A 24274-nucleotide genomic window follows, 5' to 3' on the forward strand; every position below is an offset into this window, starting at 1 on the left:
GCTATCGGGCCGGATCCGCCCGCCCGCCGTCGCCGCCGCGCGCCCGCCGGTCGAGCGCCAGCCAGACCCGGTCGCGGGTCAGGGGCAGTTCGGTGAACCGGATCCCGGTCGCGTCCCGCAGGGCGTTCGCGAAGGCCGGCGCGACCGGGTTGAAGGGGCTCTCGCTCATCGACTTCGCCCCGAGCGGCCCGATCGCGTCGGAGGTCTCCATGAAGTGCACCTCCGTGCGCGGGATGTCGGCGTACTGCGGCAGCCGGTACTGGCGGAACGTGGTGGTGGTGACCTCACCGCGCTCGTTCAGACGGACGTTCTCGAAGAGGGTGGCCCCCAGCGCCTGCGCGATACCGCCCTCCACCTGGCCGCGGCACTGCATCGGGTTCATGACCTTGCCCGCGTCCGCCGCGTGCACGCTGCGCAGGACCCTGATCTCACCCGTGCCCGGGTCCACGGCCAGCCGGAACCACTGCGCGTTGAAGGCGACGGAACGCGGTGTTCCGCCGAAGTGCCCGTCCGCCACGAGGTCCTGGCCGGCCGAACGGGCCGCCGCGTACAGCTCCTTCAGCGGGACACGGCGGCCGCGGTACCCGACCCCGCCCTCCACGAGGGCGCACTCCTCGCGCCGCACGCCGAGATGCCGTGCCGCGAAGCCCAGGATCCGGTCGGCGAGGGTCTGCGAGGCGCGGAGGGTCGCCTTGCCCGCCACCACGGTTCCCGTCGACCCGAAGGCCCCGGTGTCGTGCTCGACGAGGTCGGTGTCCGACTGGCGCACGGTGATCCGGTCCACGGTGGTGCCCAGCTCACCGGCCGCGATCTGCCGGTGCACCGTCGTGGTGCCGTTGCCGAACTCCGCGGTGCCCACGGCCAGGTCGTAGGTGCCGTCGGCCCGCAGGCCGATCCGGACATCGGCGATGTGCCCGCCGGGCGGCCCCGTCGCGATCATGGACAGCGCCGTCCCCTCGCCCACGAGCCAGCCCCGCGGGGCCACTTCGGCGGGCTCCGCCCGCGCCTCGCGCACGATGGACAGGCACTGGCCGAGTCCGTAGCTCGCGATGTGCAGGTCCTCCTCCTCACCGCCCGGGCTGACCAGGGCCTCACCGGGTCCGATGACGTTCCGCTCCCGGAACACCAGGGGATCGATGCCGAGCATCCGGGCCAGCTCGTCCATCACGGACTCCACGGCGAAGACGACCTGCCCCAGCCCGTAGCCGCGGAACGCGCCCGCCGGTACGGCGTGGGTGTAGACGGAGTACCCGTCGGCCCTCTTGTGCGGAGCACGGTAGACGGCCATCGACTCACCGACACTGTGGAACATCACCGCCGGCCCGTGGTTCCCGTACGCCCCCGTGTCGGCCACCACGCGCAGCTGGATCGCCGTCAGCGCCCCGTCCTTCCGGGCGCCGGCCTTCACACGCACGGTGAACGGGTGCCGGGTGGTGGCGCCGTAGAACTGCTCGGCCCGGGTGTACTCCAGCTTCACCGGGCGGTTCAGACGCATCACGGCGAGGACCACGACGTCCTCGACGATCATCTCCTGCTTCCCGCCGAACCCGCCGCCCACCCGCCCGGCCACCACGCGGACCCTCTCCAACGGCAGGTCGAACAGCGCGCACAGGGCCCGCCGGGTGAGGAAGGGGGTCTGGGTGCTGGAGCGTACGACGATGCGCTCGGCCCCCTCCTCCGTCCGCTCGGGCCAGGCGACGGCGCCGTGCGTCTCCAGGCTCGCGTGCTGGACCCGCTGGGTGCGGAACGTCTCCTCGTACACCACGTCGGCCTCGGCGAACCCGGTCTCCACACAGCCCGTCTCCCCGTGGACCTCGCCCACCACGTTGTCCCGCGGCCGCGCGATCCGCGCCGTGCCCGCGTCCTTGGCGTGCACGACCGGCGCGCCGGGCAGCATCGCCTCCTCCGGGTCGAACACCGCGGGCAGCACCTCGTACGTGACCTCCACCCGCCGGCAGCCCTCCTCGGCGGCGGCCTCGCTGTCGGCGACCACGGCCGCGACCCGCTGGCCCACGTAGCGCACGGTGTCGTCGAGGAGCCGGGTGTCGTCGGGATCCTCCGTGGGATGCTCGTGCCGCGCGGTCGAGTAGTGCCGCTCCGGGGCGTCCTGGTGCGTGAGGACCAGGCGCACCCCCGGCACCCGCAGCGCGGCGGCGGTGTCGACGGCGAGGACACGGGCGTGCGGGTGCGGGGAGCGGAGCAGCTTCATGTGGAGCAGACCGGGAACGTCGATGTCGAAGGTGTACCGTGCCGTCCCGGTCACCACCTGCGGTCCCGCGGGCGCCGGGAGGCTGCGGCCCACGGCGGCACCCGCGCACGGGGCCTCGACGTGCTTCACCCCGCGTACGGCGTCCTCGATGGCGCGGTAGCCGGTGCAGCGGCAGAGGTTCCCCTTGAAGGCGCGCGGCAGGTCACCGAGCTGCTCCTCGTCCAGCGCCACGGTGGTCATCAGATAGCCGGCGGTGCAGAAGCCGCACTGGAACCCCTGGGCGTCGAGGAACCGCTGCTGCACCGGGTGGAGTTCGCCGTCCCGGGCCAGACCCTCCACCGTGGTCACCGACCGCCCGTCGGCGCGCAGCGCGGGGTAGAGGCAGGAGTGCACCGGCTTCCCGTCCACGTGGACCGTGCAGGCTCCGCAGTCACCCGCGTCGCACCCCTTCTTCACGCCGAACCAGCCGCGCTCGCGCAGATAGGTCCGCAGACACTGCCCCGGCCGCGGCTCGGCGTCGAAAGGCTGCTCGTTGACATGGATCCCGAAGCTCATCGGACGCCCTCCGTGGTCAGCTCGCTGCGGATCTCCTCGGCCAGACGCAGCGCCATGTGGCGCCGCCAGGCGGGCAGTCCGTGGATGTCGTCGAACCAGCCGGCGTCGCCGACGGTGCCGTCCAGGACGCCCCGCAGCTCCCGGGCGTCCGGCGGCAACGGGAACCAGACGCGGAAGGGACGGACCGTGGCCGCCGTCACCGTCACCGCCAGGGAACCGTCCCAGGGGTCGAGCACCCCGATGACCAGGACGCCGGAGCGGCCGAGGCCGTAGAGGGACGCCTGGCGGAAGGCGGTCCGCGAGGCCATCGACCGGGCGGGGAGCGTCACGGAACGCAGCAACTCCCCTTCGCCCAGGTCCTTGAGGCCCGCACCGATGACGAAGTCGGCCACCCGCACCCGTCGCAGCGAGCCGTCCTGCGCCCGGAGCAGGCACTCACCGTCCAGGGCGGCCGTCAGCGAGATCATCGGCCCGGCCGGCAGCCCGTTGCAGAGGTTCCCGCCGACCGTGGCCTCGTTCCAGATCTTGAACGAGGCGAGGAACGCCCCGCAGCACTGCCCGAACAGCGGTGCCGCCCGCTCCCCGCACTCCCGCCCGTAGCGGAACAGCTCCGCGACGGTGCAGGTCGCGGCGATCTCCAGGGAACCGTCGGGGGTCCGCCGGACCGGTTCCCAGCCCATCGCGCCCAGATCCACCAGCCGCCGCACGTGCGGCTGTGGTTCGGAGAACAGGTAGGTGCCGCCGGCCAGCCAGGCGTCGCCCGGCTCCCAGGGGGCACCGGCGCGGGCATCGCGTACCTCCCGCACGGTGTTCAGGTCCATGGCGCACTCCGCTCCGGCCGAGGTGCTCGGCCACCGTCGAGCTCAGTGAAGCAACGGGGCGGCCTCGCTCACGACTGGTGCACCACACGAAAAAGCACGAGTCGCCGCCCCGCATGCTAGAGGATCAACCAAGAGATATACCGCTCACTCAGCCTGGCATTTACGATGACCTGACTCGTGTTCGCCTCGTTAATGTGAGATGACGGGTTCCAGGCCGCCGGCCGCGCAAGGAGCAAGACCATGCACGTCGAAAACCTCCTCCAGCTCGAAGCGCTCGACCTCACCCTGCTGTGGGGCGAAGGCCCCCTCCTGGCCCGGGAGATCAGCGGTGTCACCGCCACCGACCTGGAGGACCCGACCCGTTTCCTCCAGCCGGGCGAGGTCGTCCTCAGCGGCCTGGTCTGGTGGGATCCCGCCGACCGCCCGGGGAAGGCGGACCGCTTCGTCGCGGCGCTCCGGGCGGCGGGCGCGGCGGCCCTCCTCGCCGGCGAGGAGACGCACGGCACCGTGCCCGGCGCCCTCGTGGACTCCTGCCGCGCCCAGGGCGTCGCCCTCCTCGCCGTACCCGCGCACACCAGCTTCCGGGCCGTCACCGAGGCGGTCTACCTCATGCAGTGGGGCGACCTCAGCCGCCGCCCGGCCCGCCACCACGCGCTGCCCGAGAACGTACGTGACGAACTCAGCTCCCTCGTGGCGTCCGGCACCGACCCCGGCCGGCTGCTCGACCGCGCCTTCGCGCACCTGGGAACCCCGGCCGCCTACCTCCTCGGCGCGAGCGGCCGCACCGTCGCCCGCACCTCGCCGGCGCCGCCCCTGACGGCCGGACAGGGCGCACAACGCCTGCGGGCCACCGCGGGAACCACCCTGCGGGTCGAGTCGGACGGCACCCCCTACGACGTCTGGCACCTCCACCTGCCCGACCCCGCCGCCGCCCCGCCGCGCGTCCTGCACGAGATAACCGACGTACTGGCCCAGCACCGCCACCACGGCGCCCGGGGCGAACGCGCGGCCCGCGACAGGGCCCGCGCGCTCGTCCGCCTGATCGAGGCGCCGGGCACCGACGCGGTGTCACTCGGGTCCGCGCTCCAGGAGTGCGGCCTGCCCGCCGAAGGCCCCTACCAGGCCGTCACGGCCCGGCTGGCCGGGCACGACGACGACCGCACGGCGGCGGACGCCCTTACCGAGGCGCTGCGCCACGGCCCCGCCCGGCCCTTCGCCGTCGCCGGACTCGACGGCGGCGAGGCGGTGGCCGTCCTCCAGGGCGGAGCCGCCGACGGCGAGGACTGGTCCGGGACGGTCGGCCCGGTCCTGCGCGCGTGCGACCCCTCGGCCGTGCTCCACACGGGCTCGGGGGCGTACGCCGCGGAGCCCGGGGGACTCCGCGGCAGTCTCGTACAGGCCCGGCACGCGCGGGCCGTGGCCCGCGCGACGGCTCCCGAGGCGACCTGGCCGGCCTCCGTGGAGGACCTCACCACCCTGCACGCCCTCGTCGCGGGAATCCCGCAGGCCGTGCGCGAGGTCTACAGCAGGCGCACCCTGGGTCCCCTGGTCGAAGGGGACGGGCCCTCCGAACGCATGCTCCTGGAGACCCTGGAGGTCTTCCTCGCCCACAACGGCTCCTGGGCACGGACCGCCGAAGCCCTTCACCTGCACGTCAACACGGTGCACTACCGCGTCCGGCGCATAGAGAAGCTCACCGGCCGGGACCTCTCGCGGCTCGGCCACAAGCTCGACCTGCGCGCGGCCCTGCTGTGCCGCTGACCGGGACGGGCCCCCGCAGCACCTGGGCCCCGGTCCGGGCTCCCGCAGCTCCTGGCTCCCGGTCCGGGCTCCCGCAGCACCTGAGCCCGGTCCGGGCTCCCTCAGCTCCTGGCCCCGGGCCGGTCGATGTGCACGTTCGTCGACTTGACCCGGGCCGTCGCCAGGACCCCGACCTCCAGGCCCAGTTCCTCCACGGACTCGCGGCTGATCAGCGACACCAGCCGGTGCGGCCCCGACTGGATCTCCACCTGGGCCACGACGTCGTCGACGGTCACGGCGGTGACGATCCCGGCGAACGAATTGCGCACCGAGGTCAGGATCTCCCCGGGCACGGGATGCAGGCCCGCCGCCCGCTCCGTGGCGAAGCCGGCCAGGCTGACGCCGTCGATCACCCGGTTCCCCGAACCGCCGCGATCCATCGCGAGATGACCACCGTCCGCCCAGCGGCGAACGGTCTCCGGACTGACGGCCAGCAGCTCCGCGGCCTGGCCAATGCTGTACGAGGGCACCTGGGCACTCTAGGGCCTCCCGCCCCGTTCGCACCGGGCCCCGGTGCGGCGGTGGGCCGGCCGGCGGCCCGGCTCGCACGAGCGCCTGGCGGTGGACCGGTCGGCGGCCCGGCACGCACGAGCGCCTGGCGGTGGACCGGTCGGCGGCCCGGCACGCACGAGCGCCCCGGCCGGAGCCGGGGCGCTCGCGGTCAGCCGCTCCGCTACACCGTCTGCGGCTGGAGGAAACGGGCCAGCAGGTCGTCCAGACTCACCATGCCGGTGAGCTGCCCCGAGGCGTCCCGGACGACGGCGAGCGAGGCCCTGCGCCGGCGGAGCAGTTCGATCGCCTCGGCGACCGTGGCGTCCTCGGTCAGTTCGGGCACGGGACGCGCCAGCTCACGCGCCACGGCGGCCCGCCCCTGGGCGCGCGCGACCAGCACGTCACGGGCGTGCACCGACCCGAGGACGGCGCCCTGCCGAAGGACCAGCAGCCGGGTGCGGTCGGTGTCCGCCGCCAGGCGCAGGATCTCCCCGGCGTCCGCGTCCCCGTCCACGGCGGAGATGCCGGAGGCCGGGATCTGGAGCTCGCGCACCGGGGTCTCCGGCTCGGTCAGCGAGCGCGTCAGCAGTTCCGAGTCGGTCTCGCTGATCAGGCCGAGCCGCTCCGACTCCTCCACCAGGTGCGTGAGCTGCTCGCGGTTGTGGACGGAGGTCAGCTCGTCGCGCGGAGCGACCCGGCACAGCCGCACCAGGCCGTTGCTCAGCCTGTTGAGGGCCCAGATCAGCGGGCGTACGGCCTTCACCACGCTCCGGAAGGGCGGGGACAGCAGCATCGCGGAGCGCTCGGGATGCGCGATGGCCCACGACTTGGGAGCCATCTCGCCGAGCACCATGTGCAGGAAGACCACCACGATCATCGCCACGGCGAACGCCACGCCGTAGCTGAGCGCAGCGGGCAGTCCCAGCTTGTGCAGCAGCGGGTCGAGCTCGTGGGAGATCGCCGGCTTGGACACCGAACCCAGGCCCAGCGTGCACACCGTGATGCCGAGCTGGGCGCCGGCCAGCATCAGTGACAGCTCGCGCATGCCGGCCAGCGCCGCCCTGGCGCCGCGCCGTCCCTCGGCCACGGCCTTCTCCAAGCGGTGCCGCTTCGCGGCCACCAGCGCGAACTCGGCCGCGACGAAGAAGCCGCTGCCGATGAGCAGCAGTACGGTGACGAAGATCGCCAACGGGAAACTCATGCCTGCTCCTCCGGCTGCTCGGCCAGACGCTCGATACGGATGCGCTCCGGCACGTGCCGGTCGAGGGCGCGTACGTCGATCACCGCGACCGCGTCGTGCGCCAGGGCCACCGTCAGACGGTCGCCGATGGCCGGGAAGCGGCCGAGCCGGTCGATGATCAGGCCGGCCACGGTGTCGTAGTCCTCCTCGGCGGGCAGCTCGATCCCGGTGGTCTCGGCCACCTCGTCGAGGCGGCGCCCGGCATCCACGATCCATCCGCCGCCGTCCGCGACGGCCACTTCGGTGACCCTGTCCGACTCGTCGGCGATGTCACCCACGAGCTCCTCCGCGATGTCCTCGTAGGTGACGACCCCGGCGATGCCGCCGTGCTCGTCCAGGACCACGGCGAACTCGTCGTCCCGCTCCCGCATCCGCTCCACGGCGCCCGGCAGCGGCAGGGTGTCGGGCAGCAGCAGCGCCCCGCGCGCCACCGCGCCGGCGGTGGCGGAGGTGAGCCGCTCGGCGGGCAGCCCCATGAGCTCCCGCACTCCCAGGACGCCCGCGACGTCGTCCGGGTGGTCACCGAGCACCGGGTAGTTGGAGTGGCCGTGCTCGCCGATGAGGCCGATCGCCTCGGCCGCGGTGGCGTCCTTGCGGACGAAGACCGCGTCGGCGCGCGGCACCATCACCGCGTGCAGGGTCCGCTCGGAGAACTCCAGGGCGTGGTCGAGCAGCTCGGCCGTCCCGCGCGGCAACTGCCCCTGTTCGTGGGACTCGCCGATCAGATGGCCGAGCTCCTCCAGGGTCGCCCCGTGGTGCAGCTCCTCGACCGGCTCGATCCCGGCCTTGCGCAGCAGCTTGTTCGCCGCCCCGTCGAAGATCCGCACCACCGGCCCGACGACCTTGAGGTACGCCAGCGTGGAGCCGGACAGCGACTTGGCGAGCCGCTCCGGAACGGCGATGGCCAGGTTCTTCGGCGCCAGCTCTCCCAGCACCATCTGCACGACGGTGGCCAGGACGAACGCGAGCACCACGGAGATGCCGCTCACGGCGCCGTCGGGGATGCCGAGGCCGGTGAGGGCGGGGCGCAGGAGCGCGGACCCGGACGGCTCGGCGATGAAGCCGACGACCAGACCGGTCACGGTGATACCGAGCTGCGCGCCCGAGAGCATGAAGGACAGCCGGCCCAGCACGGTCAGTGCCCGGGCGGCCTTCTTGTCACCGGCCTCGGCCTCACGGGCGAGGGCGAGCCGGTCGGCGGAGACGTAGGCGAACTCCTGGGCGACGAAGTAGCCCGTTCCCGCGGTCAGCACGAACACGGACAGCACGCCCAGCCAGGCCTGCAAGGCACTCATCCGACACCACCCCGCCGTGTGCCGTGCTCAGAAAGCGCTGGGCGGGATGGCCGGGGACTGCATCCCGAAGGGTCCGTCGATCTGGCGGACAAGCGAGGGCTCCTCATGTAGGCGTGCATACACAAAACGATTCTGACCGGAAAGGGGTTCCCGGCCACCGGACGCACCGGACGCACCGGACGCACCGGACGCACCGGACGCACCGGACGCACCGGACGCACCGGACGGGTGCTGCGCCGCCGTCCGTCCCGGCCGGCGGCCACCTGGGGTGGGCACCGGCGCCGGGGCGGAGTCCGGCGGGCCCGGAGCGTCGGTCCGGTGATCCGGAGCGCGCCCCGGCCCGCGGGGGCAACTCTATGCTTCTACGCTCTTGTAGAAGTTGCCTGGCCCCGGCATCGATCCCGCCCGCCCGGGCCCGGCCAGGGCGTCCCCGCGCTCCGCACCGCACGCCGGCTGCCTCGCGGAGGCGCTGTCCCCGGACAGCGCGGGGGCGGCGGGCGACCCCTGCCGCCCGCCGCCCCGTATTCCGATCCCGATTCCGTGCCGCGCCACCCGCACCCTGCCGGTGCGGTCAGGCCGGGAGCCCCCTCGCGGGGCCACCAGGAAGGTGATGGGGGGACGTCCGCCGCCCATCGGTCCGGGACGTACCCGCCGCGACCGGGGCGGGAAGCCGTCCCGGGCCGGCGCACCGGCCCCTCACGACGGGTGGGGTGGGGCGCCCGCCCGGCACCCCACCCCTGACCCGCCCTGCGGACCGTGTACCCCCTCAGGGCTAGTTGATGGCCCTGATGAGTTCACCGTCCACGGTGTCGCCGCTGAGCTCCCAGAAGAACGTGCCTCCCAGGCCCTGTTCGTTCTTGTAGTCCATCTTCGTGGCGATGGTGGCCGGGGTGTCGTAGCTCCACCAGTCGGTGCCGCAGAGCGCGTACGCGGTGCCGGCGACGGTGTCGGTGGCGGGGCAGCTGTTCTTCAGGACCTTGTAGTCCTCGATGCCCGCCTCGTACGTGCCCGGGGCCGCCCCGGTCGCCGTGCCGCCCGGCTCGGACTGGGTGACCCCGGTCCAGCCGCGTCCGTAGAAGCCGATGCCGAGGAGCAGCTTCTCCGCCGGGATGCCCAGTCCCTTGAGCTTGGAGATCGCCGCGTCGCTGTCGAAGCCCTCCGTCGGGATGCCCGGGTAGGAGGTCAGCGGCGAGTGCGGGGCCGTCGGGCCCTGCGCGGCGAAGGCGCCGAAGAAGTCGTACGTCATCGGGTTGTACCAGTCGAGGTACTGGGCCGCCCCCGCGTAGTCCACCGCGTCGATCTTGCCGCCGTCGGAGCCGTCGGCGGTGATCGCCGAGGTGATCAGGCTGTCGGTGCCGAACTTCGAGCGCAGTGCCGACAGGAGCTCGCCGTACGCGTCACGGCCGCTGGTGTCGCACGTCAGCCCGCAGGCGTTCGGGTACTCCCAGTCGATGTCGATGCCGTCGAACACGTCGGCCCAGCGCGGGTCCTCGACCAGGCTGTGGCAGGACTCGGCGAACGCCGCGGGGTTCTGCGCCGCCTCGCCGAAGCCGCCGGACCAGCTCCAGCCGCCGAAGGACCAGATGACCTTCAGGTCGGGGTGCAGCTTCTTCAGCTTGCGCAACTGGTTGAAGTTGCCGCGCAGTTCCTGGTCCCAGGTGTCCGCGACGCCGTCCACCGACTGGTCGGCCGTGTAGGCCTTCTCGTAGTCGGCGTAGCTGTCCCCGATGGTGCACTTGCCGCCCTGGACGTTGCCGAAGGCGTAGTTGATGTGGGTGAGCTTGTCGGCCGAACCGGACGTCTCGATGTTCTTGACGTGGTAATCACGCTGGTAGACGCCCCAGTTGGTGAAGTATCCGACCACCTTGCCGCCGGCTGCGGTGGGCGCGGCCTCGGCGGCCGCCGGCGCGGCGGCGGTGGGGGCCGCGCCCGCCGACGACGTGCCGGCGACGCCCAGGAGGGCGGCTCCCAGCGCGGCCGTGCAGAGGGTGGCGGCGAGCGCCCGGAGACGGGCGCGGGGACGGTGAAGTCCGTTCATTGTGGCTCCTCGTGGGGGAGGGCTTGGAGTGTGGGGGGTGGCTGCCCCGTCCGTCCTGAATTGGCATGGACGCGATGAGGCGTTGGAGGAGACCGTAGAAGGACTAGACCAGTTGGGTCAATGGTTCGGACCAATTTCGCCGATCAAGGCTTCCGCTACCCGGTGACGCACGCGCTCCGATCGGGCATACTCGACGCGCCACAGCCGCTGGCCAGCGCCTCCCGTGATCCGGGAAGGCAGGATCGGCTGCGGAGCCGTAGATTTCCGGGCATCGCCCCGGGACCGTCCGGCGGTGCCGCGCACACCCCGCGCGGGCGTCCGCCGTCATGCCCGACAGGGAGGAGAGCGCCGTCATGTCCGACCGTGCCCCGCAGCCGGTGGAACGCCGTCTGCCCAGCGAGGAGTCCCGGCAGCTCGTCGAGCTCGTACGCGACATCGTGTCGAAGGAGATCGCTCCCCGGGCGGCCGAGGAGGAGGAAGCGGGCCTCTTCCCGCGCCAGGTCTTCACCCTGCTCTCCGCGTCCGGTCTGCTCGGCCTGCCGTACGACTCCGCGCACGGCGGCGGTGACCAGCCCTACGAGGTCTACCTCCAGGTCCTCGAAGAGCTGGCGGCGGCCCGGCTCACCGTCGGCCTCGGCGTCAGCGTCCACTCGCTCGCCTGCCACGCCCTCGCCGGGTACGGCACCGAGGAGCAACAGGCGGCCCACCTCCCCGGGATGCTCGCCGGCGGCCTGCTCGGCGCCTACTGCCTCTCCGAACCGTCCTCGGGCTCCGACGCCGCCTCCCTGCGCACCAAGGCCGTACGCGACGGCGACGCCTGGGTCCTCACCGGCACCAAGGCGTGGATCACCCACGGCGGCATCGCCGACTTCTACACCGTGCTGGCCCGCACCGGGCAGGACGGCCCCCGGGGCATCACCGCCTTCCTCGTTCCCGGCGACGCGGAGGGCCTCAACGCGGCCCTGCCCGAGAAGAAGATGGGCATGAAGGGATCGCCCACCGCCCAACTGCACTTCGACGGCGTACGGATCCCCGATGCCCGCCGCATCGGTGACGAGGGGCAGGGCTTCGCCATCGCCCTGTCCGCGCTCGACTCGGGGCGGCTGGGCATCGCCGCGTGCGCCGTCGGGGTCGCGCAGGCGGCCCTGGACCAGGCGGTCGGATACGCCACCGGGCGCCACCAGTTCGGCCGTCCCATCGCGGACTTCCAGGGGCTGCGGTTCATGCTCGCCGACATGGCCACCCGGATCGAGGCGGGCAGGGCGCTCTACCTGGAGGCGGCACGGCTGCGCGACGCGGGCCTGCCCTTCTCCCGCCAGGCCGCGATGGCCAAACTCTTCTGCACCGACACGGCCATGCAGGTGACCACCGACGCCGTCCAGGTGCTCGGAGGCTACGGCTACACCCTCGACTACCCGGTCGAGCGGCTGATGCGCGAGGCCAAGGTGCTCCAGATCGTCGAGGGCACCAACCAGATCCAGCGCATGGTCATCGCCCGTCACCTCGCGGGTCCCGAGACGCGCTGACCCGCATCGCCCGGCCGGTCCGAACGTGCCGTCATGACCTAGCGCGGTCCCAGGTCATGACGGTACGTCAGGCATGGGGTCAGGTCCGGGTCCGTCCGACGCGGCGGCACGGCCCGGTGGACGGGCGGCCCGGCGGAGTCCGCACGGGACCGCCGTACGGGCCCGCCGGAGCACGCGCGGACCCGCCCTACGGGCTCACCTGTCACTGTTCCCGTCCCGGTTCCCATCCCGCCGGGGCCGGGGAAACGGTTCTTCTGGCGGCGTTGCGGCGTGGCGGCGTACGGGGTCCCGCCGCCCGGATGCGGCGCGGTCGCACGGGCCCGACGCCGTTCCCGAGGCCCGGGACGCCCTCCGGCCGGTTCGTGCCCGTCACCCCGGTGTCACGGCCACCGGCCGTGCGGTGGGCTGTCCGCACCACGCCGGGCCGGCCGTCGTGGTGCGCGCGGGGGCGCCCTCCTCGGGGCGCGGGGCGTCAGGCGGCGAGGCGCCGCGCCTGCGGCACGTACCGCAGGGGGCGGGAGCCGGGGCCGCCGGCGTGCGAGAACGGCTGCATCCGCCAGTCAAGCCCCTGAGGGAGCGTCAGCAGCAGCGCCGTCTCCTGCTCCTGGGCCTCCAGCGACGCGTCGGCCGGGAGCGCCCTGGAGGCGTCGCGGTTCGTACCGGGGCACACGGTGAGCACGAACGGGTTCCACGGCGTGGGGCACAGCGCGTGCTCGGGGAGCACGTCCTCGTCCGACAGCAGGGCGATCGGCTGGGAGCAGTCCGGGCAGATCACCCGGTACATCTCGAACGTGTCGTACGCGTCGAGAACGGTGTCCTCGTCCTGGGCCGGATACGCGCTGTCGTCGTCGTATTCCGGTTCGGGACGTCCGGTGAGCTTCAGGCTCTGCATGGGTCTTTCCCCCCTCGGGTGGGCCGGTGAGGCGCCACGGCCTCGGCCACAGCAAGCACTTCCCGTCGGAAGTCGGCCTCAACCGCGAGCCTGTCGGCTACCCACCCGTAAACCTGTGGCATTCGTCACATGCCCCTCGAACGCGCCCCTTGCGGGCCCCCACGACTGTGCCTGGAGGGACCCGGGGCCATAGGTTGATCCGCATGGAGGAGCTGGACCGTCAGATCGTGGAGTTGCTCGTCAAGGACGGGCGGATGAGCTACACCGACCTGGGCAAGGCCACGGGCCTGTCCACCTCGGCCGTTCATCAGCGCGTCCGCCGGCTGGAGCAGCGCGGGGTGATCCGCGGCTACGCCGCGGTCGTCGACCCGGAAGCCGTCGGCCTGCCCCTCACCGCGTTCATCTCGGTGAAACCCTTCGACCCGAGCGCCCCCGACGACATCGCCGAACGGCTCGCCGGGGTACCGGAGCTGGAGGCCTGCCACAGCGTCGCGGGCGACGAGAACTACATCCTCAAGGTGCGGGTCTCCAGCCCCCTGGAGCTGGAGCACCTGCTCACCCGCATTCGCACGCTGGCCGGCGTCTCCACCCGGACGACCGTCGTCCTCTCGACGCCCTACGAGGCCCGCCCGCCGCGCATCTGAGGCGGCGCGCCACGGAGCGGAGGGGGCGGCGGAGAGTCCGGCCCCGGCAGGCGCGAGACTGGTCCCATGACCGAGAGCACCGCCCCCCAGAGCGAACACCGCACCGTGCTGCTGCGCGGTGGAGACGTCCACAGCCCCGCCGACCCGTTCGCCACCGCGATGGTCGTCGAACGCGGCCATGTCGCCTGGGTGGGATCGGAGGGGGCGGCCGACGCCTTCGCGAGCGGAGTCGACGAGGTGATCGACCTGGAAGGGGCCCTGGTCACCCCCGCTTTCACCGACTCCCACGTGCACACCACGTCGACCGGGCTCGCCCTGACCGGGCTGGACCTCTCCGGCGCCCGCACGCTCGCCGAGGCCCTCGGGCTCGTCCGTGCGTTCGCGAACACGCGCGCCGCGGGCGGGGTGATCCTGGGACACGGATGGGACGCGGCCCGGTGGCCCGAGCAGCGGCCGCCGTCCCGCGCGGAGCTCGACGGAGCGGCGGGCGGCAGGGCCGTCTACCTGCCCCGTGTGGACGTCCACTCCGCCGTCGTGACCACGGCGCTCCTGGACCTGGTCCCCGGTGTCACCGGGATGACCGGCTACCACCCCGACGCCCCCCTCACCGGGGACGCCCACCACGCGGTGCGGGCGGCCGCCCGCGGCGCCGTCACCCCGCGGCAGCGCACCGAGGCCCAGCGCGCCGCCCTCGCGCACGCCGCCTCGCTGGGCATCGGCACCGTGCACGAGTGCGCGGGGCCCGAGATCTCGGACGAGGACGACTTCACCGGACTCCTGGAGCTCGCCGCCGGACTGCCCGGCCCCCGGGTCTTCGGCTACTGGGCGGAGCCCGTCGCGGACGCCGAGGGGGCCCGCCGCATCCGCGAACTCGGCGCCGTGGGCGCGGCCGGCGACCTGTTCGTGGACGGCTCGCTGGGCTCGCACACCGCCCTCCTGCACGAGCCGTACGCCGACGCCCCGCACACCGGGACCGGCCACCTCGACGCCGCCCGGATCGCCGCCCATGTGACGGCGTGCACCGAGGCGGGGCTCCAGGCCGGTTTCCACGCCATCGGGGACGCGGCCGTCTCGGCCGTGGTGGAGGGCGTCCGGGCCGCCGCCGGGACCCTCGGGCTCGCCCGGGTCAGGGCCGCCAGGCACCGGGTGGAACACGCCGAGATGCTCACCCCCGAGACCGTCGCCGGTTTCGCCGAACTCGGCCTCACCGCCTCGGTGCAGCCGGCCTTCGACGCGGCCTGGGGCGGCCCCGACGGCATGTACGCCCGGCGCCTGGGCGCGGAGCGCGCCGCGACCCTGAACCCGTACGCGGCCCTGGTGCGCGCGGGCGTCCCGCTCGCCTTCGGTTCGGACAGCCCGGTCACCCCGCTGGACCCCTGGGGGACCGTGCGGGCCGCGGCCCATCACCGCACGCCCGCCCACCGTGTCTCCGTGCGCGCCGGGTTCACCGCCCACACGCGGGGCGGCTGGCGGGCCGTCGGGCGTGACGACGGAGGCGTACTCGTCCCCGGGGCCCCCGCCGACTACGCCGTCTGGCGTACCGGTGAACTGCTGGTCCAGGCCCCCGACGACCGGGTGGCGCGCTGGTCGACCGACCCCCGCTCCGGTACCCCCGGCCTGCCCGACCTCACTCCGGGCGCGGACCTTCCGGTCTGTCTGCGCACGGTGGTTCTCGGACAAACTGTCTACGTACGGCCGAACGAGTGACGTCACGGAATTCCGTACCGCCGATCGAAGGCGCGGGCGCCCCGGCGCCCTCGTCGGCTCCTCGGCGCTGACCAGGCCTTTTCGGGAGAAACAGCAGGTCGGGCGACTGTTGACAGAAAGCGCCCACCGGCCGGTAGGTTCGGCCGGGTCCACCACTGGACGTCCGACCGGGCAGACCTCCACGCAGTCGTCGAACGCCGCTGGGTCATGAGGTGGTGCGCCGTACCGGCGCGCCACCACTGACAGCCAGGTTCAGCGCCCGCGCCTCGGGGGCGAGGGAAGGTTTCGTCCGGACGGCAGGTGCGACCCGGGTGGGGCCCGGAGGTTCAGTAGACAACGGCTCTCGGTCGACCCGCAGCCAGCGGATCCCAGGTCGGCCCGAAGGACACCGGGCCCCCACCCGCAGTGCTGACCTTCTGTCCGCAGTTCCGCACTTCTGTCCGGGCGGCACACGCCGCCCCGCCACCGTGTCGGAGTCCGGCCCCTCCGCGCTGGATATGGTGTGCACCTGCGTACGGACTTTAAGGGGCAGTAGTGAACGACGGCGGTCAGAGGCAGTTCGGCCCGCTCGGCAGGGTTTTGGTGATCATTCCGACCTACAACGAGGCCGAGAACGTCAAGCTGATCGTCGCCCGGGTGCGCGCCGCGGTTCCCGACGCGGACATCCTCGTCGCCGACGACAACAGCCCCGACGGCACGGGCGAGGCCGCCGACGAACTCGCGGCGGCCGACAGCCAGGTGCACGTCCTGCACCGCAAGGGCAAGGAAGGGCTCGGCGCGGCCTACCTGGCGGGCTTCCGCTGGGGTTCCGAGCACGGCTACGGCGTCCTGGTCGAGATGGACGCGGACGGCTCGCACCAGCCCGAGGAACTGCCGCGCCTCCTCACCGCCCTCAAGGGCGCCGACCTGGTCCTCGGCTCGCGCTGGGTCCCCGGCGGCCGGGTGGTCAACTGGCCCCGCCACCGCGAGATGATCTCGCGCGGCGGCAGCCTCTACTCCCGGATGCTGCTGGGCCTCTCGGTGCGGGACATCACCGGCGGCTACCGCGCCTTCCGCACGGAGACCCTGGACGGCCTGGGCCTCGACGAGGTCGCCTCGCAGGGCTACTGCTTCCAGGTCGACCTCGCCCGGCGGGCCGTCGAGGCCGGCTACCACGTCGTCGAGGTGCCGATCACCTTCCTGGAACGCGAGATCGGCGACTCCAAGATGAGCCGCGACATCCTCGTGGAGGCCCTCTGGCGGGTCACCGGCTGGGGCATCACCGGCCGGGCCAACAAGGTCCTGGGGCGCAAGCCGTCCTGACGGCCCCGGCCGCCCCAAGATCACCCCCGTACGCCGTTCGCGCGCCCGTACAGGCACACTGGGGGCATGACGACCGGCACACCGCCTCCGACCCGTCCACGGCGCTCGCGCGCCCGAACCCTCCTGCCGCTGGGCATCGCCGCCTGGCTGGTGCTGGAGATCTGGCTGCTGACGGTGGTGGCCGGCGCGTCGAACGGCTTCACCGTGCTGCTGATCCTGGTCGCCGGTGCGGTGCTCGGCGCCGCGGTGATCAAGCGGGCGGGCCGCAGGGCCTTCCGCAACCTCACCGAGACCCTCCAGCAGATGCCGGGGCAGCCCGGCGCCCCCGCCGCTCCGGCCGAGCCCCCGGCCGGCAGCAAGGGCAACGGCTTCCTGATGCTGGGCGGGCTGCTCCTGATGATCCCCGGAGTGATCTCGGACGCGGCGGGGCTGCTGCTCCTGCTGCCCCCGGTCCGCTCCGTGCTCGGGCGCTACGCGGAGCGTTCCCTGGAGCGCCGGATGCGTGCGGCGACGCCGGGAGGCCTCTCGGACGCCTTCCAGCAGGCCCGTATCCACCGGCCGGACGGCAAGGTCGTCCAGGGGGAGGTCATCCGCGAGGACGGCCCGTCCGCCCGCCCCGGCCGTGACGACGGCCCGGGGGACGACCGTCCGCCGCTGACCCGCTGAGCACCCGCACCCGATCCGGCGCGGAAAGAGCCGCGGGCCGCGACACATGTTCTGTGTCGCGGCCCGCGGCTCTTGATCTGTGCGGTGTCAGGCGGTCAGGCAGACTTCCTGCTGTCCCGCGGGTGCACGGCGATGTTCATGGCACCGGAGCGCAGAACCGCCAGCCTCTCGGCCAGCACCTCTTCCAGCTCCTCGCGGGTGCGCCGCTCCATGAGCATGTCCCAGTGCGTACGCGCCGGCTTGCCCTTCTTCTCTTCGGGGCCATCCCCGTCCACCAGGAGTGCCGTGGCGCCGCACGCCTTGCACTCCCACTCCGGCGGAATTTCCGCCTCTACCGAGAACGGCATCTCAAATCGATGGCCGTTCGGGCATGCGTACTCCACCGCCTGGCGCGGGGCCAGATCGATGCCGCGGTCCGTCTCGTAGCTGGTAACCACGAGTCGCGTGCCGCGGAGAGCTCGCTCACTCATGAATCGTGCCTCCCGGGCTTGTCGCCCACAGGACAGGTGTCGCTGTCGTCGTCATCCGGTCAACGTCCGGTCGGCGGCAAAGATTCCCGTTGCCGGTCATGCGTCGCCCGTCGTGCCGCTGCTTGGTCTGGGTCTCTTACCCACGGGTGCCCGGTTTGTCACCGCTGGTCGAAGTTGTCACCCAGTGGTTCTACTCTTCCACTCGCAGTAACGGTCCTCCGGGCAGGCCAAAGGCGTACACTACCGGCCTTTCACTTCGACGTCTAAATCCGTTCCGGAACAGGGTTGCCCGCGGCGGCCACCGCGGCCCGCACGGGCACCCTCGCGAGCAGCACCGCGCCGAGCGCGAAGAAGAGCACCAGGGACAGGATCGCGTCCCGGTAACTGCCGGTGAGCTGGTAGCCGAGGCCGAACACCAGGGGCCCCAGCCAGCTGAGTCCCCGGTCGCTCATCTCGTAGGCGGAGAAGTACTCCGCCTCCTTGCCACGGGGTACGAGGTGCGAGAAGAGGGACCGGGAGAGGGCCTGGCTGCCGCCCATCACCAGCCCGATCGCGGCCGCCAGGACGTAGAAGAACACGGGCGCGTCGGAGGGCAGCACGTACGCCGCGGCGAGGATCACCGTCCAGACGGCCAGCGAGCCGAGAATCGTGTGCTTCGCCCCGTACGCCCGGGCGAGTCGTCCCATCCCCAGGGCCCCCGCCACCGCGAGCACCTGTACGAGCAGCACGGCGGTGATCAGCGTCGTCTGATCGAGGCCGAGCTCCTCGGAGCCGTACAGCGAGGCCTGCGAGATCACCGTCTGGATGCCGTCGTTGTAGACCAGGTAGGCGAGCAGGAAGGAGAGGGTGAGCGGATGGCGGCGCATGTCGCGCAGCGTCGCCCGCAGCTGGCGCCAGCCGGAGCCGACCGCGCCGTCGCCGCCCGGCGCGACCCGGCGGTCCCGCAGCCGCCGCAGCGGTACGAGGGTGAAGGCGCCCCACCACACCCCGGCGGAGGCGATGCAGATCCGGACCGCGTCGGACTCGGACAGCCCGAAGGAGTCGTGGCCCGTGTAGAGGACGAGGTTCAGGACGAGGACGAACGCGCCCGAGGTGTACCCGAAGGCCCAGCCGCGCGAGGAGACCGCGTCCCGTTCCTCCGGGGTGGCGATCTGGGGCAGGTACGCGTTGTACAGGGCCATCGACACGGAGATCGAGGCGTTCGCCACGATCAGCAGGAAGGCGCCCAGCAGATAGCGGTGGCCGTCCAGGAAGAACATGCAGGCCGTCGCCGTCGCACCCGTGTACGCGGCCGCCGCGAGCAGCGGCTTCTTGCGCCCCGTGCGGTCCGCCGCCGCGCCCACGACCGGCATGACGATCACCGCCACGACGATGGACACCGAGACGGCGTACGCGAAGAGCGACCCCGCCCGGACGGGTATGCCCAGCGGGTGCACGAACCCGTCCGCGTCGGCGGCCGCCTTGGCTATGGACGTCAGATAGGGGCCGAGGAAGACGGTGAGGACGCTCGTGGAGTAGACGGAGCACGCGAAGTCGTAGAAGTACCAGCCGCGCTGCTCCCGTCCGCGGCCGGCGTCCCCGGCCGGCGTCCCGGCCGGATCCGTCTTTCCCGCAGTGCCGGTGCTCATGCCGCGCCCCCTCGTCCGTCCCGCGCGCACGCGGCAGGTACCGGCATCAGGCCCAGGCCCCCCGCTCGCTCAGCACCGTGCGCAGCGTCTCGATGTGATCGGTCATGATGCCATCCACCCCGAGGTCCAGGAGCGCCGCCATCCGCTCCGGTTCGTTGACCGTCCAGACATGGACCTGCAGGCCCCGGGCGTGGGCCGTGCGGACGAAGCGCCGGTCGACGACGCGGATGCCGTTCTGGCTCTCGGGGACCTGCGCGCAGACCGCGCCCGCCCGGAGCGCGGCCGGGATGCCGTACGAGCGCAGCCGCAGGCCGAGCACGCCCCGCACCCCGTAGGAGGTGGCGAGGCGGGGACCCGCCAGGCGGTGGGCCCTGGCCACGCGCGCCTCCGAGAACGACCCCACGCACACCCGGTCCCAGGCACCGGTCCTGCGGATCAGGCCGACGAGCGGTGCCAGGGCGGGCTCCGCCTTGATGTCCACGTTCCAGCGGGCGTCGGGGAACTCCTCCAGCAGCTCCTCGAAGAGCGGCAGCGGTTCCCCGCCCGCCACCCTCGCCCGGCGCACCTCGCTCCAGGGGAGCCCGGCTATCCGCCCCCGTGAGTCGGTCACCCGGTCCAGCGTCGGGTCGTGGAAGGCGACCAGCCGGCCGTCCGCCGTGGCGTGCACATCGGTCTCGAAGTAGCGGTAGCCGAGGCCGGCGGCCCGGCGGAAGGCGGCCGAGGTGTTCTCCAGGCCGTCCGCCGCACCGCCGCGATGGGCGAAGGGGATCGTCGAAGGGTGGTCCAGATAGGGGTGGCGCCCCGAAGTCACTGCGGTCACCGCGGAAGTATCACCCCTCCCGGTGGCCGTCAGGCAACGGCCGCGGTGCGGGCGTCCGGCGCGCGGAGGTCGAAGACGCGCAGGAAGAACTGGGCGAGCGGGCCGATGGCCAGGGCGTACAGGACCGTTCCGGCCCCGAGCGACCCGCCGAGCAGGAAGCCGGTCACGACCACCGCCACCTCGATCGCCGTGCGCACCAGCCTGATGGAACGGCCCGTGAGCCGGTGCAGACCCGTCATCAGGCCGTCGCGGGGCCCCGGGCCGAAGCGCGCCGATATGTACAGGCCCGTGGCGACGCCGTTGAGCACGATGCCCGCGGCCATCACCGGGACCTGCGCCCCGAGGCCGTGCACATCCGGTACGAGGGCCAGCGTGCCGTCCATCGCTATCCCGACGGCGAAGACGTTGGAGACGGTGCCGAGCCCCGGGCGCTGCCGGATCGGGATCCACAGGAGCAGGACGACGGCTCCGACGATGATCGAGACGACCCCGATGGAGATGCCGGTCCGTTCGGACAGCCCCTGGTGCAGCACCCCCCACGGTTCGAGTCCGAGTCCGGCGCGGACCAGGAGCGCCGAGCTGGCCCCGTACAGCGCCAGCCCCACGTAGAGATGGGTGAGCCGCCGGACGGGCCGGGCGGTGGTCTCGGACAAGTGGTGCCCCCTGTGTGGTGATGGTGGACTGCTGCGTGTCACTCTGTGGCAGGGGTTCGGCCACCAACTACGGCCAATCCGGGAAAGGTGGACTGATTCTCATGGCGCAGTGGACTTCGACCGTCGGCGCGGCGCAGCTCGCCCGCCAGCTCCAGGGCCAGCAGCGCCGCCCCCTGGCGCCGGGAGCCCGTAAACCGCCCGCCTACCGGGCCCTGGCCGACGGGGTGCGCCTGCTCGTCCTGGAGGGCCGGGTCCCGGTCGCCGCCCGGCTCCCCGCCGAGCGGGAGCTCGCGCTGGCCCTGTCGCTCAGCCGGACCACCGTCGCCGCGGCCTACGAGGCGCTGCGCGCGGAAGGGTTCCTGGAGTCGCGGCGGGGAGCCGGGAGCTGGACCGCCGTCCCGGCAGGCAATCCGGTGCCCGCCCGTGGCCTGGAACCGCTGCCCCCGGAATCCCTCGGCTCGATGATCGACCTCGGCTGCGCCTCGCTCCCCGCCCCGGAACCGTGGCTGACCCGGGCCGTGCGGGGCGCGCTGGAGGAACTGCCGCCCTACGCGCACACCCACGGCGACTACCCGGCCGGCCTGCCCGCGCTCCGCCGGACGATCGCCGACCGCTACACCGCGAGCGGCATCCCGACGATGCCGGAACAGATCATGGTCACCACCGGGGCGATGGGGGCGATCGACGCCATCTGCCACCTGTTCGCCGGGCGCGGCGAGCGCATCGCGGTGGAGTCGCCGAGCTACGCCAACATCCTCCAGCTCATGCGGGAAGCCGGCGCCCGGCTCGTACCCGTCGCGATGGAGGAGGGCCTCGGCGGCTGGGACATGAGCCGCTGGCGCCAGGTCCTGCGGGACGCGGCACCGAGACTCGCCTACGTCGTCGCGGACTTCCACAACCCCACCGGCGCCCTGGCCGACGAGCAGCAGCGCCGCGACCTGGTCGAGGCCGCCCGTTCGGCGGGAACGGTCCTGGTGGTCGACGAGACCATGAACGAGCTGGACCTGGACGCCGATGACGCGATGCCCCGCAGGGTCTGTGCCTTCGACCCCGCGGGCAGCACCGTCCTGACCGTCGGATCCGCCAGCAAGGCCTTCTGGGCCGGGATGCGGATCGGCTGGGTCCGGGCCGCGCCGGACGTGATCCGCAGCCTGGTCGCGGCGCGCGCCTACGCCGACATGGGCACCCCGGTGCTGGAACAGCTCGCCGTCAACTGGCTGATGCGGACGGGCGGCTGGGAGCAGGCCGTCGCCGTCCGGCGTGAGCAGGCGCGGGAGAACAGGGACGGCCTGGTGCGGGCGCTGCGCCGGGAGCTGCCGGATTGGGAGTTCGCGGTGCCGCGCGGCGGCCTCACCCTCTGGGTGCGTACCGGGGGGCTCTCCGGCTCCCGGCTCGCCGTGGCGGGGGAGCGGGTCGGTGTCCGCGTCCCGTCGGGGCCCAGGTTCGGGGTCGACGGGGCCTTCGAGGGCTATGTGCGGCTGCCCTTCACCGTGGGGGGCGCGGTGGCGGACGAGGCGGCGCTGCGCCTGGCGGCCGCCGCGGAGCTGGTCGCCTCCGGCGCGGGCGCGGGAGCCGAGGCGCCACGGTCCTTCGTCGCCTGAACCGGCCGGGGCGGGCCCCTGGTCCGCCCCGGCCCTCACCCCTCGGCGGCGGCCGGCGTCCCGATCAGCTGGTCCTTGTGGGTCCTCACCGGCTCGGACGCGGCCTGCTCCACCGCCTGCTCCACCGCCGGGGCCCCGCCGGGCAGCAGGCCGAGCACCGCCCTCCGGTGCGCCTCGCTGGTCGCGCCGTCGTACGGGTCGGGGGTGGCCGGCACCTGGAGCCGCAGGACGGGCCCGCTGCCCAGCCGGGCGTAGCCGCGCCCCGGCGGGACGTCGGGGACGGGAGTGGTGTGCGGCCGGGTTCCCAGGAAGGCCTCGACCTGTTCGCGGTCCGCCGGGCCGAGGACCACGCGTGCCCTGGTGTGGTTCCAGACGGCCCCGGTGAGCGAGTCCAGGCCGTCGAACTGGTCCGCGACGACGACCGTCACTCCGGCGGCGCGGCCGTGCCGGAGCGGTACCTGGAGGAGTTCCTGCGGATCCTGCCTGCCGTCGGCGGCGGCCAGGTGGCCCAGCGTGCTCGGCCGGTCCAGCAGGATCCAGAGGGGGCGCCGGACGTCGTCGGGTTCCGGGTGGCCGGACTGGCGGGCCCGGTTGGCCGCGATCAGCCGCCGCTCGGTCTCGGTCGCCGCCCATTCGAGCGTCGAGAGGGCCCCGGCCAGCCCGCGCTCCACGGCCAGTACCCCGTCCCGGCCGGCGAGGAAGCCGTACTCGCCGTCGCCCCCGCCCTCCACGACGAGGACGTCACCGTGCTGGAGTGCCTGAAGGGCGAGGGAGCGCAGCAGGGTCGTGGTGCCGCTGCCGGGGTGTCCCGCGATCAGCAGGTGGGGTTCCGTCGAACGGGCGCCGGTGCGCCAGATCACCGGGGAGGCGTCCCGGGTGACGTCACCGTCCTGGACCGGGACCGTGCGCGGGACCGCGTCGGGGTCGGTGAAGCCCAGCACCGCCTCGCCGGGGGCGGTGACGAACCGCTGGGCGGCGATGGTGACGGGAAGGGCGGCGAGCACGGTCATGAGGAGTTGGTTGTGCTCCTCGTCCCAGGCGAAGTGGTACTCGCGGCCCCGGCCCGACTTGGCGTGGAGCACCTGCTCGACCCGGGCGCGGGCGGTGGGATCGCCGTCGGTGAAGTACGCCGGGTAGTCGATGCTGAGCCGGGTGAGGCGCCCGTCGTCGTCGAAGACGTACGAGGTGCCGAAGGTCTTCTCCCAGTCGCCGCCGTGGGAGAAGAGCGGGCCGGGGTCGTCGGCCACGGAGAAGTGCGGGACCAGGGCCTCGTACAGCGCCCGGAGCCGTGCGGCCCCCGCCTCGTCCGGGCCGGTCCTGGCGGGGGTGCGGTCGTGCCCCCGCCACGCGGCGGCGCCCATCACCGCGATGAGGGCCATCAGGGGCCCGAAGGGGATGAGCGCCACCGCCGCCACGCAGGCCGCGACGAGGAACAGCACGTGCCCGCGCCGGTCCCTGGGTGTCGCGGCCCACTTCTGCCGCCCCGCCCCCGCCAGCAGCCGCATCCCACGCGTGACCGTGATCAGCGGATGGAGGACGTCGGTGGCGTTGTCGGCGGCCGTGCGCGCCATCTCGCGACCGCGGGTGATCGAAGCGCTGCCGCGCTGGAGGATGCGGGGGAGTGGTCGCCGGGCCACGTCGGTCTCCTGGAGGGGTGGGAGCGGTCTCGGGGCGTCAGAACTTGATCCCGCCCAGCATGCTGGCGAGGCTCGCCCCGCCCGCGGTGATGCTCGGGGCGATGGCCGTGCCGGCCAGGTAGAAGCCGAACAGGGCGCAGATGAGGCCGTGGGACGCCTTGAGCCCGTCCTTCTTGAAGAACAGGAAGGCGATGATGCCGAGCAGTACCACGCCCGAGATGGAGAGGATCATGTGCGGTTCTCCTGGTTGAGGGGACAGTCACCATGAGTACTTCCAG

General features: G+C 73.2%; 20 protein-coding genes. 7 read left to right on the plus strand and 13 right to left on the minus strand.

The genetic code is table 11. The features are described from left to right. Position 1 precedes the first annotated feature (1 nt). A complete protein-coding gene (locus ACFVS9_RS25705; RefSeq protein ID WP_389935818.1) occupies positions 2–2764 on the minus strand; it encodes a molybdopterin-dependent oxidoreductase in 2763 nt (920 codons plus the stop codon). Next, positions 2761–3585, minus strand: a complete 825-nt coding sequence (locus ACFVS9_RS25710) for an FAD binding domain-containing protein (protein WP_383117512.1) — start codon at positions 3583–3585, stop codon at positions 2761–2763. The genes ACFVS9_RS25705 and ACFVS9_RS25710 overlap by 4 nt, the downstream gene beginning before the upstream one ends. 240 nt (positions 3586–3825) lie before the next feature. Here ACFVS9_RS25710 and ACFVS9_RS25715 point away from each other — a divergent pair, with 240 nt between their 5' ends. Further along, on the plus strand, positions 3826–5346 hold the full coding sequence (locus ACFVS9_RS25715; protein WP_389935820.1) for a helix-turn-helix domain-containing protein: 1521 nt from the start codon (positions 3826–3828) through the stop codon (positions 5344–5346). 101 nt (positions 5347–5447) lie between these two features. Here the strand turns inward: ACFVS9_RS25715 and ACFVS9_RS25720 are convergent, their stop codons facing one another. From ACFVS9_RS25720 to ACFVS9_RS25735, 4 genes are all read right to left on the minus strand, one after another. Next, positions 5448–5855 carry a molybdopterin-binding protein gene (locus tag ACFVS9_RS25720; RefSeq protein ID WP_389935823.1) on the minus strand — a complete coding sequence of 136 codons (408 nt, stop codon included), beginning with the start codon at positions 5853–5855 and terminating at the stop codon, positions 5448–5450. A 203-nt stretch (positions 5856–6058) separates the two neighbouring features. Further along, entirely contained in the window at positions 6059–7078 is a 1020-nt protein-coding gene (locus ACFVS9_RS25725; protein WP_383117509.1) for a hemolysin family protein, read from the minus strand. Beyond that, complete coding sequence (locus ACFVS9_RS25730) at positions 7075–8412, minus strand: hemolysin family protein (RefSeq protein ID WP_389935826.1); 1338 nt, start codon at positions 8410–8412, stop codon at positions 7075–7077. Before ACFVS9_RS25730 ends, ACFVS9_RS25725 begins: the two co-directional genes overlap by 4 nt. A gap of 772 nt (positions 8413–9184) precedes the next feature. Continuing rightward, positions 9185–10450, minus strand: a complete 1266-nt coding sequence (locus ACFVS9_RS25735; RefSeq protein ID WP_389935829.1) for a glycoside hydrolase family 18 protein — start codon at positions 10448–10450, stop codon at positions 9185–9187. 353 nt (positions 10451–10803) lie between these two features. On the opposite strand from ACFVS9_RS25735, the gene ACFVS9_RS25740 reads away from it, so the two are divergent. Further along, the gene (locus ACFVS9_RS25740; RefSeq protein WP_383117506.1) at positions 10804–11976 is read left to right on the plus strand and encodes an acyl-CoA dehydrogenase family protein; all 1173 of its coding nucleotides are present in this window, start codon (positions 10804–10806) and stop codon (positions 11974–11976) included. A 472-nt stretch (positions 11977–12448) separates the two neighbouring features. Here the strand turns inward: ACFVS9_RS25740 and ACFVS9_RS25745 are convergent, their stop codons facing one another. Further along, the gene (locus ACFVS9_RS25745) at positions 12449–12868 is read right to left on the minus strand and encodes a hypothetical protein (protein ID WP_383117505.1); all 420 of its coding nucleotides are present in this window, start codon (positions 12866–12868) and stop codon (positions 12449–12451) included. Between the two features lie 203 nt (positions 12869–13071). Between ACFVS9_RS25745 and ACFVS9_RS25750 the strand changes: the two genes are divergently transcribed. The 4 genes from ACFVS9_RS25750 to fxsA all read left to right on the plus strand — a co-directional run bounded on the left by ACFVS9_RS25750 (position 13072) and on the right by fxsA (position 17187). Beyond that, positions 13072–13512, plus strand: a complete 441-nt coding sequence (locus tag ACFVS9_RS25750) for an Lrp/AsnC family transcriptional regulator (RefSeq protein WP_033304241.1) — start codon at positions 13072–13074, stop codon at positions 13510–13512. Positions 13513–13578: 66 nt separating this feature from the next. Beyond that, positions 13579–15219: an amidohydrolase gene (locus ACFVS9_RS25755; RefSeq protein WP_389935832.1), complete on the plus strand. Its 1641-nt coding sequence runs from the start codon at positions 13579–13581 to the stop codon at positions 15217–15219. Between the two features lie 534 nt (positions 15220–15753). After that, positions 15754–16521: a polyprenol monophosphomannose synthase gene (locus ACFVS9_RS25760; RefSeq protein ID WP_383117503.1), complete on the plus strand. Its 768-nt coding sequence runs from the start codon at positions 15754–15756 to the stop codon at positions 16519–16521. Between the two features lie 66 nt (positions 16522–16587). Beyond that, complete coding sequence (fxsA, locus tag ACFVS9_RS25765) at positions 16588–17187, plus strand: FxsA family membrane protein (RefSeq protein ID WP_383117502.1); 600 nt, start codon at positions 16588–16590, stop codon at positions 17185–17187. A gap of 95 nt (positions 17188–17282) precedes the next feature. Here the strand turns inward: fxsA and ACFVS9_RS25770 are convergent, their stop codons facing one another. The 4 genes from ACFVS9_RS25770 to ACFVS9_RS25785 all read right to left on the minus strand — a co-directional run bounded on the left by ACFVS9_RS25770 (position 17283) and on the right by ACFVS9_RS25785 (position 20758). Next, entirely contained in the window at positions 17283–17657 is a 375-nt protein-coding gene (locus tag ACFVS9_RS25770) for an RNA polymerase-binding protein RbpA (protein ID WP_014044757.1), read from the minus strand. A gap of 263 nt (positions 17658–17920) precedes the next feature. Continuing rightward, the gene (locus ACFVS9_RS25775; protein ID WP_389935836.1) at positions 17921–19285 is read right to left on the minus strand and encodes an MFS transporter; all 1365 of its coding nucleotides are present in this window, start codon (positions 19283–19285) and stop codon (positions 17921–17923) included. 46 nt (positions 19286–19331) lie between these two features. Beyond that, a complete protein-coding gene (locus ACFVS9_RS25780) occupies positions 19332–20096 on the minus strand; it encodes a glycerophosphodiester phosphodiesterase (RefSeq protein WP_389935890.1) in 765 nt (254 codons plus the stop codon). 38 nt (positions 20097–20134) lie between these two features. Further along, a complete protein-coding gene (locus tag ACFVS9_RS25785; RefSeq protein WP_383116908.1) occupies positions 20135–20758 on the minus strand; it encodes a YitT family protein in 624 nt (207 codons plus the stop codon). Positions 20759–20859: 101 nt separating this feature from the next. On the opposite strand from ACFVS9_RS25785, the gene ACFVS9_RS25790 reads away from it, so the two are divergent. Continuing rightward, positions 20860–22359: a PLP-dependent aminotransferase family protein gene (locus tag ACFVS9_RS25790; protein WP_389935839.1), complete on the plus strand. Its 1500-nt coding sequence runs from the start codon at positions 20860–20862 to the stop codon at positions 22357–22359. Positions 22360–22394: 35 nt separating this feature from the next. Here the strand turns inward: ACFVS9_RS25790 and ACFVS9_RS25795 are convergent, their stop codons facing one another. Both ACFVS9_RS25795 and ACFVS9_RS25800 read right to left on the minus strand, forming a co-directional pair. Continuing rightward, positions 22395–23996 carry a hypothetical protein gene (locus ACFVS9_RS25795; RefSeq protein ID WP_389935842.1) on the minus strand — a complete coding sequence of 534 codons (1602 nt, stop codon included), beginning with the start codon at positions 23994–23996 and terminating at the stop codon, positions 22395–22397. Between the two features lie 37 nt (positions 23997–24033). Next, positions 24034–24228: a hypothetical protein gene (locus ACFVS9_RS25800; RefSeq protein ID WP_056787333.1), complete on the minus strand. Its 195-nt coding sequence runs from the start codon at positions 24226–24228 to the stop codon at positions 24034–24036. Positions 24229–24274 lie beyond the last annotated feature (46 nt).

The sequence above is a fragment of the Streptomyces sp. NPDC058008 genome, from assembly GCF_042886395.1.
Classification (GTDB): Bacteria; Actinomycetota; Actinomycetes; order Streptomycetales; family Streptomycetaceae; genus Streptomyces.